This window comes from Pseudomonas sp. NPDC086566, from assembly GCF_050280885.1.
Taxonomy (GTDB): domain Bacteria; phylum Pseudomonadota; class Gammaproteobacteria; order Pseudomonadales; family Pseudomonadaceae; genus Aquipseudomonas; species Aquipseudomonas vlassakiae.
Genome location: NZ_JBNNWD010000004.1, coordinates 446,182 through 459,995 on the forward strand (window position 1 = coordinate 446,182; position 13,814 = coordinate 459,995).

The following is a 13,814-nucleotide window of genomic DNA, read 5'->3' on the forward strand; positions in this document are numbered from 1 at the left end:
AGGGCGACCTTTACAGTGTGTTTTCCCGGAAGACAAAACCAATGGCACGGCCCTTGCTCTGAGCACAGGGCTGAGAAGTTGTAGTGCCAACCAAAAAAAACTCTAGGAGCACCACCTCATGTCGCAGACGTTTTACAAGAAAGGTTTCCTGGCTCTGGCCGTAGCTACGGCACTGGGTGTTTCTTCGTATGTTCAGGCCGACGTCAAGATCGGCGTCGCAGGCCCCATGACCGGGGCCAACGCAGCGTTTGGCGAGCAGTACATGAAAGGTGCGCAGGCAGCGGCCGACAAGATCAACGCCGCCGGTGGCGTGAATGGCGAGAAGATCGTCCTGGTGAAGGGCGATGACGCCTGCGAGCCAAAGCAGGCCGTGGCCGTGGCCAACCGCCTGGTCGACCAGGACAAGGTGATCGGCGTGGTCGGGCACTTTTGCTCTTCCAACACCATCCCGGCTTCCGAGGTGTATGACGAAGCTGGCGTGATCGCCATCACCCCAGGCTCCACCAACCCGCAAGTGACCGAGCGCGGCCTTTCCGCCATGTTCCGTATGTGCGGCCGTGATGACCAGCAGGGCATCGTCGCTGGCGACTACATCGTCGACGTGCTCAAGGGCAAGAAGGTCGCGGTGCTGCACGACAAGGACACCTATGGCCAGGGCCTGGCCGATGCGACCAAGGCACAGTTGGAGAAGCGTGGCGTCAAGCCGGTGCTGTATGAAGGCCTGACCCGTGGCGAGAAAGACTTCAGCGCCGTGGTTACCAAGATCCGTGCGGCGGGTGCCGACGTGGTCTACTTCGGTGGCCTGCACCCGGAAGCCGGCCCGCTGGTGCGCCAGCTGCGCGAGCAGGGCCTGAAGGACGTCAAGTTCATGTCCGATGACGGCATCGTCACCGACGAACTGGTGTCCACCGCCGGTGGCGCCCAGTATGTCGATGGCGTCTACATGACCTTCGGCGCCGACCCGCGCCTGCTGCCGGACAGCAAGGCGGTGGTGGAAGAGTTCCGCAAGGCCGGCACCGAGCCTGAAGGTTACACCCTGTACGCCTACGCTTCGCTGCAGGCGTTGGCCGCCGCGTTCAACGGCGCCAAGTCGAACAAGGGCGAAGACGCCGCCAAGTGGCTCAAGGCCAACCCGGTCAAGACCGTGATGGGCGAGAAGAAGTGGGACAGCAAGGGTGACCTGACCGTCTCCGACTACGTGGTCTACCAGTGGGACAAGGACGGCAAGTACCACCAGCTGGAAAAACAAAAATAATAACGGCAGCTAGCCCGGACGCCGGTCCGGGCCATTGCCCCTGCGGTACCTGTCCTTATTTGGAGACCTGCACGGTTCTGCGCTGCCAGTCCCGCTTCATCCGTGGCATCTGGTAGTCACTGCGCGTGCAGTCTCGCTCAGGTGAGATTGCGTTATGGATGGTATTTTCCTGCAGCAACTGGTCAACGGCCTGACCCTCGGGTCGGTCTATGGCCTGATCGCCATCGGCTACACAATGGTCTATGGCATCATCGGCATGATCAACTTCGCGCACGGCGAGGTGTACATGATCTCCGCGTACCTCGCGGCGATCAGCCTGGCATTGCTGGCTTACTTCGGTATCGAGTCGTTCCCCCTGCTGATGCTGGGCACGCTGTTGTTCACCATCGTCGTCACCGGCGTGTATGGCTTCACCATCGAGCGCATCGCCTACAAACCCCTGCGCAACTCCACCCGCCTGGCACCGCTGATCAGTGCCATCGGTATCTCGCTGATCCTGCAGAACTACGCACAGATCAGCCAGGGTGCCCGCCAGCAAGGCGTGCCGACCCTGCTCGAAGGCGCCATGCGCATCGAGGTCGGCACCGGCTTCGTGCAACTGACCTACACCAAGATCTTCATCCTGGTGGCGGCGTTCGTCGGCATGGGCCTGCTGACCTACGTGATCAAGTACACCAAGCTCGGCCGCATGTGCCGCGCCACCCAGCAAGACCGCAAAATGGCCTCGATCCTCGGCATCAACACTGACCGGGTCATCTCCTACGTGTTCGTCATCGGTGCGGTCATGGCCGCGCTGGCCGGCGTGCTGATCACCCTCAACTACGGCACCTTCGACTTCTACGCGGGCTTCATCATCGGTATCAAGGCGTTCACTGCCGCCGTACTGGGCGGCATCGGTTCGCTGCCTGGCGCCATGCTCGGCGGGATCATCCTGGGGATTTCCGAGTCGCTGTTCTCTGGCCTGATCAACTCCGACTACAAGGACGTGTTCAGCTTCTCGCTGCTGGTGATGATCCTTATCTTCCGCCCACAAGGCCTGCTGGGTCGCCCGCTCGTGGCTAAGGTGTGAACATGTCGATTGCCAAGATTGCCTCTGCCTCCGAAACCCAAGGTTTCGATATCAAACGCAGCCTGCTGGAGACCATCGTCGCCGGCCTGCTGGCGCTCATCGTCTTCGGCCCGATCGTCGGCGTGGTGCTCGACGGCTACACCTTCAACGCCGAACCACGCCGTGTGGCGTGGCTGGTCGGCGGGGTGATGCTCGGGCGCTTCCTGCTCAGCCTCTTCGTGCAGACCGCCGCCGGCCGGCGCATGCTCGAAGGCTTCGACAGCGGTGGGTCGGGCGTGCACGTCAACGCCCCGGACTACAAGTCGCGGTTGCGCTACATCATCCCGGCGCTGGTGGTGATCGCCATCATCTTCCCGGTTTTTGCCAACAAGTACCTGCTGACCGTGGTCATCCTCGGCCTCATCTACGTGCTGCTGGGCCTGGGCCTGAACATCGTGGTCGGCCTGGCCGGCTTGCTCGACCTGGGCTATGTGGCGTTCTATGCCATCGGTGCCTACGGCCTGGCGCTGGGTTACCAGTACCTCGGCCTGGGCTTCTGGAGCGTGCTGCCGCTGGCGGCCATCGCCGCAGCGCTGGCGGGGTGCATACTCGGCTTCCCGGTGTTGCGAATGCACGGTGACTACCTGGCTATCGTGACCCTGGGCTTCGGCGAGATCATCCGCCTGGTGTTGAACAACTGGCTGTCGTTCACCGGTGGCCCGAACGGCATGCCGGCCCCGTCGCCGACCTTCTTCGGCCTGGAATTTGGCCGCAGGGCCAAGGACGGAGGGGTGCCGATCCATGAGTTCCTCGGCATCGACTACAACGCCAACCTCAAGTTCGTGTTCATCTACGTCGTGCTGTTCATCGTCGTGCTGGCGGTGCTGTACATCAAGCACCGGTTGACCCGCATGCCTGTGGGCCGTGCCTGGGAAGCACTGCGCGAAGACGAGATCGCCTGCCGTTCGATGGGGCTGAATCACGTGCTGGTCAAGCTCTCGGCGTTCACCCTCGGTGCTTCCACCGCGGGCCTTGCGGGGGTGTTCTTTGCCACCTACCAGGGCTTCGTCAACCCGTCGTCGTTCACCTTCTTCGAATCGGCACTGATCCTGGCCATCGTCGTGCTCGGCGGTATGGGCTCGACAGTCGGTGTGGTGATCGCCGCCTTCGTGCTGACCGTGGCGCCGGAGCTGCTGCGCAGCTTCTCGGAATACCGTGTGCTGCTGTTCGGCGTGCTGATGGTGCTGATGATGATCTGGCGACCGCGTGGGCTGATCCGCATCAGCCGTACCGGTGTGACCCCGCGTAAAGGAGTGGCGCCATGAGCGACGAAATCATTCTCTCGGTCGAAAACCTGATGATGCAGTTCGGCGGCATCAAGGCGCTCAGCGACGTCAGCCTCAAGGTCAGGCGCAACCAGATCTTCGCCCTGATCGGCCCCAACGGTGCAGGCAAGACCACCGTGTTCAACTGCCTGACCGGCTTCTACAAGGCCAGTGGCGGGCGTATCGAGCTGAATGTGCGCGGCAGCCGCACCAACGTCATCCAGTTGCTTGGCGAGCGCTTCCAGGCTGCGGATTTCGGATCGCCTGCGCGCTTTGCCAGCCGCCTGTACTACAAGATGTTCGGCGGTACCCACCTGGTCAACCGCGCCGGCCTGGCACGGACCTTCCAGAACATTCGCCTGTTCAAGGAAATGTCGGTGGTGGAAAACCTGCTGGTGGCCCAGCACATGTGGGTCAACCGCAACTTGCTGGCCGGGGTGCTCAACACCAAGGCCTATCGCAAGGCCGAAAGCGACGCCCTGGACCATGCGTTCTACTGGCTGGAAGTGGTCGACCTGGTCGACTGCGCCAACCGCCTGGCTGGCGAACTGTCGTACGGCCAGCAGCGCCGCCTGGAAATCGCCCGGGCCATGTGCACACGGCCGAAGATCATCTGCCTGGACGAGCCGGCTGCCGGCCTCAACCCGCAGGAAACCGAAGCCCTGAGCCGGATGATCCGCGTGCTGCGTGACGAGCACGACATCACCGTGGTGCTGATCGAACACGACATGGGCATGGTCATGAGCATTTCCGACCATATCGTCGTGCTCGACCACGGCAACGTGATCGCCGAAGGCGCGCCGCAGGATATCCGCCACAACCCGACGGTGATCGCCGCCTATCTGGGTGCAGACGAAGAGGAACTGGTATGAGTGCACCCATTCTCGAACTGAAGGAACTGGACGTCTTCTACGGGCCGATCCAGGCGCTGAAAAAGGTCTCGATGCACATCAACGAAGGCGAGACGGTGAGCCTGATCGGTGCCAACGGCGCCGGCAAGTCGACCCTGCTGATGTCGATCTTCGGCCAGCCGCGGGCAGCGGCGGGGCATATCGTCTACCGGGGCACCGACATCACCCGCAAGTCGTCGCACTACATTGCCTCCAATGGCATCGCCCAATCGCCGGAAGGGCGCCGGGTGTTTCCCGACATGACGGTTGAAGAGAACCTGATGATGGGCACCATCCCCATCGGCGACAAATATGCCGCTGAAGACATGCAGCGCATGTTCGAGCTGTTCCCGCGCCTGAAGGAGCGGCGCAACCAGCGGGCCATGACCATGTCCGGTGGCGAGCAGCAGATGCTGGCCATTGCCCGGGCGCTGATGAGCCGGCCGAAGCTGTTGCTGCTGGACGAGCCATCGTTGGGGCTGGCGCCGATCGTGGTCAAGCAGATCTTCGCGACCCTGCGCGAACTGGCCAAGAGCGGGATGACCATCTTCCTGGTGGAGCAGAACGCGAACCATGCGCTGAAGTTGTCGGACCGGGCGTATGTGATGGTCAACGGGCAGATCCGCATGAGCGGGACGGGGCAGGAGCTGCTGGTCAACGAAGAAGTCAGGAACGCGTACCTGGGCGGGCACTGAGTCGGAACCGGGGGCTGCAACGCAGCCCCCAGCTCCAATGTGGACAACTTGTCGCATATCTTTCTCGAGCCACTCTACGATCCCCTCGCAAGCCCTTGTTTCCACAGGTCGATTTTTTTCCACGATTAATGTGGAACCGCCTGTGGAAAACAGGGTGGCATCTCGCGCAGTCCCTTTATTTACAAGGCCTGCGAGGCTCTGGTCATAATTTGATCAGCTAGTCTCGGTGGCTGTTTTTTTCGGCATTTCTCCACAGGCCAAACCCTGGAAACTGCACTTGATTGCCTGTGGATAACTCTGTGAAAAAGCATTGGACAGTCCGCTGCAGACGGCATGCTTGAAAGCGTTGCGCCATCACCGAAAAGATATCCACCGACTGCAAGGCGCTGAAAGGGTTCCGCGCAGTGGACAAGTTGCCCCCAATCCGTGGGGAAAGCCTTGTGGATAACATGCGCATAGCTGGCGCCGAGCCGTCTGCCACAAGGGTTTGCCACATATGAACAAAAAATGAACAGCGGCCTGAACGGCTTGCTGCCAGCGTCCGGCGCGGGCATGCTGCAAGGCTGTCGATGACAACCTACCGTGAGGAACAGAGCATGACGTCCACCGTATTCATCACTGGCGCCACTTCCGGCTTTGGCGAGGCCACCGCCCGCCGTTTCGCCGAGGCCGGCTGGAAGCTGGTGCTCACCGGCCGTCGCAAGGAACGCCTGGATGCCCTGTGCGCCGAGCTGTCGGCCAAGACCGAAGTGCACGGCTTGGCCGTCGATGTGCGTGATCGCAAGGCCATGGAGCAGGCCATCGCCAGCCTGCCGGCCGGTTTCGACAAGCTGCGCGGCCTGGTCAACAACGCCGGCCTGGCGCTGGGTGTGGACGCTGCGCAGAACTGCAGCCTGGACGACTGGGAAACCATGGTCGACACCAACATCAAGGGCCTGATGTATACCACCCATATGCTGCTGCCACGCCTGATCGCCTATGGTCGCGGCGCGTCGATCCTCAACGTCGGTTCCGTGGCGGGCAACTACCCCTACCCGGGCAGTAACGTGTATGGCGGCACCAAGGCCTTCGTCGGCCAGTTCTCGCTGAGCCTGCGCTGCGACCTGCGCGGCACGGGTGTGAGGGTGAGCAACATCGAGCCGGGCCTGTGCGAGAGCGAGTTCTCGCTGGTGCGCAACAATGGTGACCAGGCCAAGTACGACGCCACCTACGCGGGCGCCGAGCCAATCCAGCCGCAGGACATCGCCGAGACCATCTTCTGGATCCTCAATCAGCCGGCGCACATCAACATCAACAGCCTCGAACTGATGCCGGTGCGCCAGGATTTCGCGGGGCTGTCGATCGACCGCTCCACCAGGGGATGATCCGAGGGCCCTGCGACAGGGGAGGTGTCAGCTCAGGCGCTGCAAACCTTCCAGGCAGGTAGCAAGGTGATAAGGCGTAGTCGAAGGCATGTCATGCCGGCTCACCGCCCCTTCACCATCCCGGCACTCATACCAGCCACCGGCATGCAGAAACTGCTGTTCCATCGCCTTCAACTGGACCAGCAGTTTCGCCTCATTGCCCGAGCGCAACACCAGCGCCCGCAGGTATTCCGCCTGTGCCCAGATCCGCTGGGTCGCATCGAGCACATTGCCTTCCACATCGAGCATGGCCAGCACCGCCGCATTGTTGACCCCGCACAGCTCCGCATAGCCGAAGGCCCGCTCGATGGAGGCATGAAGTGCGGTCCCGCGCAGCAGCGGCGAGGTTTTCAGCAGGTAGAACCATTCGAACTGATGCCCCGGCTCGAACCAGTTATCCACAGCGCCTCGTGGCTTCTCCAGCATCAGCCCGTGCTGCGGCTCGATGAAGTGTTCCTGCAGGGCTGTGCACAGTTGCAGCAGCGACTGCTGCACGTGCTCGTCCTCGCGTACCGCCAGCACCTGCAGGAAGGCCTCGGCCAGGTGCATCTGCGGGTTCTGCAGCGGGCCGCTGCCGAGGTCGGCCCAGTCTTCGCCAAGGCTGGCCTCATACAGGCCGTCATCCCGGGCGAACTGCCCGTCGATCACTTCCAGGGCGGCATTGAGGGTGGCTTCCACCAGCCCTTCGCCGACCTTGCCCCAGTAGTGCGCGCAGGCGAACACGATGAAGGCGTGGGTGTACAGGTCCTTGCGCCGGTCCAGCGGATTGCCCTCGGCGTCGATGCTGTAGAACCAGCCGCCATGCTCGGCATCGTGGAAGTGCTTCTGCAACGAACGGAACAGCGCCGCCGCCCGCTCGGCCGCCCCCGGTTGCTCGATACGGCTGCTGAACAGGTACAGCTGACGGGCACAGGCCATGGCCCGGTAGCGCTGTACCGGCAACGGACGGTGCCGGGCGTCCAGGGCCTCATAGGGCAGGGCCATGTCGGCGTTCCAGCCCGGGCCTTGCCACAGCGGCACGATGCGTTCGGCGAAGTGCTGGTTGAAGCGGGCCAGTTCGGGCTGGTTGGGGTGGGGGTTGGGCATGTTGGCGCTCGTCGCATTCGGGCAGGGCGCCATGGTAGCAGAACTAGGCTTGCGGGTTGCCCAGCCCTTGCCAGTGGCGCGCGCCGACGAAGATGAAGCGCAATTGCTGGGTGATCTTTTCCTGGGCGCTCAGTGCTTGTGGATAACCCGGCCCCGGGCTGTCGATCAGTTCCGGCAGGGTGGCGAACACAGTCTTTACCACCAGGTCGGCCATCACCGCCAGCGCGGCGGAGTCCAGGTGTTGCCAGCGCTTCATCCGCGCAAGGTCCGTGGCCAGGTCGTCGCTGATGTCCTGACGCAGGCGGGCGATGGCCTGGCGCACGGCTTGCGAGCCGCCGTATTGCTCGCGGGCCAGGAACAGGAACTGGGCGCGGTGGGCGGCGACCACATCGAGGAAGATGCGCACGGAAGCATCGGTGATGCCACCAAGCTCGAATTCGTTTTGCCGCACCAGGCGGATGGTCTGGCGGAATGTGGCGTCGACTTCGGCGACCAGCGCCAGGCCCAAGGCGTCCATGTCGGAAAAGTGCCGATAGAAACCGGTAGGCACGATGCCTGCCGCCTTGGCCACTTCGCGCAGGCTCACGCTGCCAAAGCCACGGCCGCTCTCCATGAGCTGGCAGGCGGCGTCCAGCAGGGCCTGGCGAGTCTGTAGCTTCTGTTCGGCGCGCGGCAGCATGGGGCTGGCTTCTGTGACGGTGAGGCTGGGCACTCTAGATAAAAAAACGAAGCCCGGTCAATGGACCGGGCTGGGAGGTGAGCAAGCGGTGTGACAGAGATTGTTCTTTTCGGCCATGGCGATCAGCTCACATGGCTGAGTTCGACCAGACGGTCCGAGCCACCTTCGGCTACACGGCCAGAGCGTTCGATCAGACGATCGGAGCCACCCTCGGCTACACGACCGGAGCGCTCAATCAGGCGATCGGAGCCACCTTCGGCTACACGACCGGAGCGTTCGATCAGACGATCAGAGCCACCTTCGGCTACACGGCCAGAGCGCTCGATCAGACGATCAGAGCCACCTTCGGCTACACGGCCAGAGCGCTCGATCAGACGATCGGAGCCACCTTCGGCTACACGGCCAGAGCGTTCGATCAGGCGATCGGAGCCACCTTCGGCGACAGTTTTGAGCGGTTGGGCGATGTCAGCAGCGCTGGAACGCGATTCGGCGGTCAGGTGCTGGTCGGCAGCTGGCAGAGCGAAGGCGTTGGCCGCAAGGATCGACAGGGTCAGGGTCAGCAGGGTGCGTTTCATGATTCGGTGCTCCTCTCGGGGGCTGGAAAGTGGGTACGAAGCCAATGCTACGCCCGGTGACGCCAGAGAGAAGTTCATACGGGTAATGGTAACAATCGACGGTATTGATAGCTTCGGCGGAAGGCTCTATCTCAGGTGTTTGAGGGTGTGTTGCGGCTATTTGCCGGTACTGTTTCGAGGCGCCGGAATGCCTGGGGTAAGCGCAAGAGCCGAGCAAGAAACCCGACAAAAACTCGCTATGATGGCCGTCTGCGATAAAACCCAGCGGGTTTTCATCAGTCCGAGATACTGAGTGCCACCGTTACGCCTGCTTTGTGCCATGCCGTCAGGAGAACCACGCAATGACGCGTCCCGCCAGAATTTTCGTCTGGACCCTAACCACCTTGTTCACCCTGCTGGCGATCCTGGTGGTGATCATCGCTACCTTCGACTGGAACCGCGTCAAGCCGCTACTCAACGAGAAGGTCTCCGAGGCCTTGCACCGGCCGTTCGCGATCAATGGCAACCTCGCCGTGCACTGGCGCACCGAGCCGGAAGAAGGCGGCTGGCGCGCCTGGGTGCCGTGGCCGCACTTCATTGCCGAAGACCTGACCCTGGGCAACCCCGACTGGCTCAAAGAGCCGCAGATGGTCGGCCTGGAGCGCGTGGAGTTCCGCCTGGCGCCGTTGCCACTGGTATTCCAGCGCATCAGCATCCCGCGCATCGACCTGACCAGACCCACCGCCAGCCTTACGCGCCTGGCTGATGGCCGCGCCAACTGGACGTTCGACTTCGGGCCCAAGGACGAGAACGAGGAGCCGTCCAGCTGGCAGCTGGACATCGGCGCCATCGGCTTTGACCAAGGCAATGTCAGCTTCGATGACCAGACGTTGAAAACCAGCATGAAGGTGCAGATCGACCCGCTGGGCAAACCGATCCCGTTCAGTGAAATCGTCGGCAAGGCCAGTGCCGAAAAGGCCGGCGGCGCGCAGGATTATGCATTCGGGCTCAAGGCTCAAGGCCGCTACAAAGGCCAGCCGGTGTCCGGCACCGGCAAGATCGGCGGCCTGCTGGCGCTGCAAGACGCCAGCCAGCCCTTCCCGCTGCAGGCCGATGTACACATTGCCGATACCCACGTCGTGCTCGCCGGTACCCTGACCGACCCGCGCAACCTCGGCGCGCTGGACCTGCGCCTGCGCCTGTCCGGTGCCAGCCTGGGCAACCTCTACCCGCTGACCGGCGTGACGCTGCCCGACACCCCCGCCTATTCGACCGACGGCCGGCTCAGCGCCAACCTGCATGCCGCCGAAGGCGCGACCTTCAATTACCAGGGCTTCAACGGCAAGATCGGCGACAGCGACATCCATGGCGACCTGGCCTTCGTCGCCAGCCAGCCACGCCCCAAGCTCTCCGGCAACCTGGTGTCCAACCAGTTGCTGTTCAAGGACCTGGCCCCGCTGATCGGTGCCGACTCCAACACCGAGCAGAAGGCACGCGGCGGTGCGAGCAAACAGCCGGCCGACAAGGTGCTGCCGGTAGAAGAGTTCCGCACCGAGCGCTGGCGGGCCATGGACGCCGACGTTACCTTTGCCGGCAAGCGCATCGTGCACAGCGAAAAGCTGCCATTCAACGACCTGTCCGCCCACGTGATCCTCGACGATGGCCTGCTGCGCCTGGAGCCGCTGCGCTTTGGCGTAGCCGGTGGCAGCCTGGCTTCCAACATTCGCCTGGATGGCCGCAATGTGCCGCTGCAGGGGCGGGCGCAGCTGACAGCCCGTGGCTTTAAGCTCAAAGAGCTGTTCCCCACTTTTGCGCCGATGCAGACCAGTTTCGGCGAGTTGAACGGCGATGCCGACATCAGTGGGCGTGGCAACTCGGTGGCGGCCTTGCTGGGCACGGCCAATGGCAACCTGCGCATGTTGATCAACGATGGCGCCATCAGCCGCAGCCTGATGGAGATCGCCGGGCTGAATGTCGGCAACTATGTGGTCGGCAAACTGTTTGGTGACGAAGACGTGAAGATCAACTGTGCGGCGGCCGATGTCGGGATCAAGGACGGGCTGGCGACCACGCGCTTGTTCATCTTCGACACCGAGAACGCGATCATCTACATCAACGGTACGGCCAATTTTGCCAGTGAGCAGCTGGACCTGAAGATCACCCCGGAATCCAAGGGGCTGCGCTTGTTCTCGCTGCGCTCGCCGCTGTACGTGCGCGGGCCGTTTGCCAAGCCGAGTGCCGGGGTGCAGGCGGTGCCGCTGGCGCTGCGCGGGGCGGGGATGGTGGCGTTGGGGGTGGTGGCCGGGCCGGCTGCCGGGTTGCTGGCACTGGTAGCGCCCAGCAGCGGTGACGAGCCCAACCAGTGCACGCCGCTGCTGCAGCAGATGAAAGCCGGCAAGGCGCCGGCTGCGGTGAAAAAGCAGAAATAACTTGGGGCCGCACAGCGGCCCCAGCGATCAAAGCCCCTGAAGCAGATCGGACATGTCGTCCGCGTGCTCTTCTTCCTGGGCCAGGATGTCTTCGAAGATCCGGCGGGTTGTGGGGTCTTTATCGCCAATGTACTGGATGATCTCGCGATAGCTGTCGATGGCAATCCGCTCTGCCACCAAGTCTTCGAGCACCATCTCTTTCAACGAGTTGCCCGCCACATACTGAGCGTGGGAGTTCTTGCTGAGGTTGTCCGGGTTGAAGTCCGGCTCGCCGCCCAGCTGCACGATGCGTTCGGCCAGTTTGTCGGCATGTTCGGCTTCCTGGTTCGCATGCTCCAGGAACTCGCTGGCCGCTACGCTGGCCTTGATCCCGCTGGCCATGAAGTAATGGCGCTTGTAGCGCAGCACGCAGACCAGCTCGGTGGCCAGCGATTCGTTGAGCAGGCGCAGGATTTCCTGGCGGTCGGCGTGGTAGCCCTCGGTCACCGCCCCTTGCTCGACATGCTGACGGGCACGCTCGCGCAGGGTTTGCACATCGGTCAGTTCAACGTTGCTCATGGTTGTCTCCAATCAGATCAGGTCGGTTGGTCACGGTAGGCGGGAAGCTCAAGCGCCGTGGGCGGCTTTGCTGTCCTCTTCTCGTTGCTTGCAAGTCTTGAAGCCCTTGGCATCGACATGGCCGGTGGCGTCGAAGCGCACGTAGTACGGCTGCTGGTGGCCGTCGCGGTTGAGGATGTAGTCGTTGCAGGTCCCGCCGTGTGGCAGGTCGATCACGTTCGACGGGCTGCCGCCGATGGCGATGACCTTCTGCATGGTCATGCCGTTTTCTACCTGCTTGACCAGCGGTTCGTCGCGGAAGGTGACGTAGTCCACGGGGTTTTCCGGGCGGTTGCTGCAGCCGGCCAGGGCCGCGCTTGCCAGAAGGATTGCCAGGGTCTGCTTGTACATGGTCCCGCTCCTTGCAAAGGGTCTGTTTGGCTTGGAACCCTGCGCAGCGCCAGGAGTTCGATTGCGATGGTCATCGAAGCGGCGCTACTGTTGGCTGTCGTCCACGGAAAGGGGCTCAAGCCATGCAGCAGGAGTTGGCCACGCGATACCCGTTGGTGCTGGTGCCGGGCATGCTCGGATTTGTCCGGGTGCTGCTCTATCCATACTGGTTCGGCATCGTGCCGGCACTGCGCAAGGGCGGCGCCCAGGTGTTCCCGGTGCAGGTCTCGCCGGTGCATTCCAATGAGGTGCGCGGAGAGCAGTTGCTGGCGATCATCGAAGACATCTGCCAGCGCACTGGCGCTGCCAAGGTCAACCTCATCGGCCACAGCCAGGGGGCGCTCAACGCACGCTATGCCGCGGCCAAGCGGCCGGATCGGGTCGCCTCGGTCACTTCGGTGGCGGGGCCCAACCATGGCTCGGAACTGGCCGATCACCTTGAGCGCTCGGCGCCTGGGGATTCACCCCAGGGGCGTGTGCTCAAGGCCATCCTGCATGGCCTGGCGGTGTTGCTGGTATGGCTGGAAACCGGCTGGCGGCGCGACCCGCTGCCGGTCGACGTGCATGCTTCGCATCAGGCCCTGACCAGCGCCGGCGTGGCGCTGTTCAACCAGGCTTATCCACAGGGGCTGCCGGAAACCTGGGGTGGGGAAGGGGCACATCAAGTGAATGGGGTGCGCTACTACTCCTGGTCCGGCACTTTGCAACCGGGGCAGACCGACCAGGGGCGCAACCGCTTCGACGGCAGCAGCTATTTCTGCCGGCTGTTCGCGCGCAGTTTCGTCAGGGAAAAGGGCCATTGCGACGGCATGGTCGGGCGCTTCAGCTCGCACCTGGGGCAGGTGATCGGTGATGACTTCCCGCTCGATCACCTGGACATCGTCAACCAGTCGCTAGGCGCCGTGGGCAAGGGGGCCGAGCCGCTGCGGCTGTTCACCGAACATGCGGCGCGGCTCAAGGCAGCCGGTCTCTAGCTGCGTACCGGCGTGGCTGAATGGCCCCGGCCAAGGTCATCATGACGGCCCATGCCCAGGCAAAATGTAAGAAACCTTGTCTACACTCAGGCACATGTCCGTGCATCGGGCGCGGAGTCAAGGAGACCACTCCATGAAAATGCTGCACATGCCCTTGCTGGTGTTGGCTGTGTTGTTCAGTGCGCAAGGATTTGCCGCCAACACGGCGCAACAGGAAAAGATGAAAACCTGCAACGCCGATGCCACAGCCAAGGCGCTCAAGGGCGATGAGCGCAAAGCGTTCATGAGCGCCTGCCTGAAGAAGGACGTACCGCAGTCGCAGCAGGAAAAGATGAAAACCTGCAACGCCGACGCCAGTACCAAGGCGCTCAAGGGTGACGAACGCAAGGCGTTCATGAGCGACTGCCTGAAGAAGAAGTGACCTGTGCCTATGCCTGTGTGCTGAAGGCTGGCAGACTGCGGGCATTCCTGCCGTCTGCCGTCGAGGCT

General features: G+C 62.8%; 14 protein-coding genes. 9 read left to right on the forward strand and 5 right to left on the reverse strand.

The window, feature by feature from the left end:
* Positions 1 to 118: 118 nt before the first annotated feature.
* The 6 genes from ACQKPS_RS11950 (at position 119) to ACQKPS_RS11975 (ending at position 6,577) form a co-directional block, all read left to right on the forward strand.
* Entirely contained in the window at positions 119 to 1,255 is a 1,137-nt protein-coding gene (locus tag ACQKPS_RS11950; RefSeq protein WP_085676782.1) for a branched-chain amino acid ABC transporter substrate-binding protein, read from the forward strand.
* A 154-nt stretch (positions 1,256 to 1,409) separates the two neighbouring features.
* A complete protein-coding gene (locus ACQKPS_RS11955; RefSeq protein ID WP_054887845.1) occupies positions 1,410 to 2,324 on the forward strand; it encodes an ABC transporter permease subunit in 915 nt (304 codons plus the stop codon).
* A gap of 2 nt (positions 2,325 to 2,326) precedes the next feature.
* The gene (gene livM / locus ACQKPS_RS11960; protein ID WP_254482922.1) at positions 2,327 to 3,628 is read left to right on the forward strand and encodes a high-affinity branched-chain amino acid ABC transporter permease LivM; all 1,302 of its coding nucleotides are present in this window, start codon (positions 2,327 to 2,329) and stop codon (positions 3,626 to 3,628) included.
* On the forward strand, positions 3,625 to 4,500 hold the full coding sequence (locus ACQKPS_RS11965; protein WP_427604161.1) for an ATP-binding cassette domain-containing protein: 876 nt from the start codon (positions 3,625 to 3,627) through the stop codon (positions 4,498 to 4,500). The genes livM and ACQKPS_RS11965 overlap by 4 nt, the downstream gene beginning before the upstream one ends.
* Entirely contained in the window at positions 4,497 to 5,213 is a 717-nt protein-coding gene (locus ACQKPS_RS11970) for an ABC transporter ATP-binding protein (RefSeq protein WP_152956977.1), read from the forward strand. The genes ACQKPS_RS11965 and ACQKPS_RS11970 overlap by 4 nt, the downstream gene beginning before the upstream one ends.
* 596 nt (positions 5,214 to 5,809) lie before the next feature.
* Positions 5,810 to 6,577 (forward strand): SDR family oxidoreductase, encoded by a 768-nt coding sequence (locus ACQKPS_RS11975; RefSeq protein WP_254482926.1) that lies wholly within the window; start codon positions 5,810 to 5,812, stop codon positions 6,575 to 6,577.
* A 27-nt stretch (positions 6,578 to 6,604) separates the two neighbouring features.
* On the opposite strand, the gene ACQKPS_RS11980 is transcribed toward ACQKPS_RS11975, so the two are convergent.
* The 3 genes from ACQKPS_RS11980 to ACQKPS_RS11990 form a co-directional block, all read right to left on the reverse strand.
* The gene (locus ACQKPS_RS11980; RefSeq protein WP_427604164.1) at positions 6,605 to 7,702 is read right to left on the reverse strand and encodes an AGE family epimerase/isomerase; all 1,098 of its coding nucleotides are present in this window, start codon (positions 7,700 to 7,702) and stop codon (positions 6,605 to 6,607) included.
* Positions 7,703 to 7,745: 43 nt separating this feature from the next.
* Positions 7,746 to 8,381: a TetR family transcriptional regulator gene (locus tag ACQKPS_RS11985; protein ID WP_283724831.1), complete on the reverse strand. Its 636-nt coding sequence runs from the start codon at positions 8,379 to 8,381 to the stop codon at positions 7,746 to 7,748.
* Positions 8,382 to 8,503: 122 nt separating this feature from the next.
* Complete coding sequence (locus tag ACQKPS_RS11990) at positions 8,504 to 8,956, reverse strand: phage infection protein (RefSeq protein ID WP_427604166.1); 453 nt, start codon at positions 8,954 to 8,956, stop codon at positions 8,504 to 8,506.
* A 341-nt stretch (positions 8,957 to 9,297) separates the two neighbouring features.
* Between ACQKPS_RS11990 and ACQKPS_RS11995 the strand changes: the two genes are divergently transcribed.
* Positions 9,298 to 11,364, forward strand: a complete 2,067-nt coding sequence (locus ACQKPS_RS11995) for an AsmA family protein (RefSeq protein WP_254482933.1) — start codon at positions 9,298 to 9,300, stop codon at positions 11,362 to 11,364.
* A gap of 27 nt (positions 11,365 to 11,391) precedes the next feature.
* On the opposite strand, the gene ACQKPS_RS12000 is transcribed toward ACQKPS_RS11995, so the two are convergent.
* Together ACQKPS_RS12000 and osmE are read right to left on the reverse strand one after the other, a co-directional pair.
* A complete protein-coding gene (locus ACQKPS_RS12000) occupies positions 11,392 to 11,922 on the reverse strand; it encodes a ferritin-like domain-containing protein (RefSeq protein ID WP_060510601.1) in 531 nt (176 codons plus the stop codon).
* A gap of 48 nt (positions 11,923 to 11,970) precedes the next feature.
* Positions 11,971 to 12,312 carry an osmotically-inducible lipoprotein OsmE gene (gene osmE, locus ACQKPS_RS12005; RefSeq protein WP_054887835.1) on the reverse strand — a complete coding sequence of 114 codons (342 nt, stop codon included), beginning with the start codon at positions 12,310 to 12,312 and terminating at the stop codon, positions 11,971 to 11,973.
* A 122-nt stretch (positions 12,313 to 12,434) separates the two neighbouring features.
* Here osmE and ACQKPS_RS12010 point away from each other — a divergent pair, with 122 nt between their 5' ends.
* Complete coding sequence (locus ACQKPS_RS12010; protein ID WP_427604169.1) at positions 12,435 to 13,325, forward strand: alpha/beta fold hydrolase; 891 nt, start codon at positions 12,435 to 12,437, stop codon at positions 13,323 to 13,325.
* 133 nt (positions 13,326 to 13,458) lie between these two features.
* Positions 13,459 to 13,746 (forward strand): PsiF family protein, encoded by a 288-nt coding sequence (locus ACQKPS_RS12015; RefSeq protein ID WP_427604171.1) that lies wholly within the window; start codon positions 13,459 to 13,461, stop codon positions 13,744 to 13,746.
* Positions 13,747 to 13,814 lie beyond the last annotated feature (68 nt).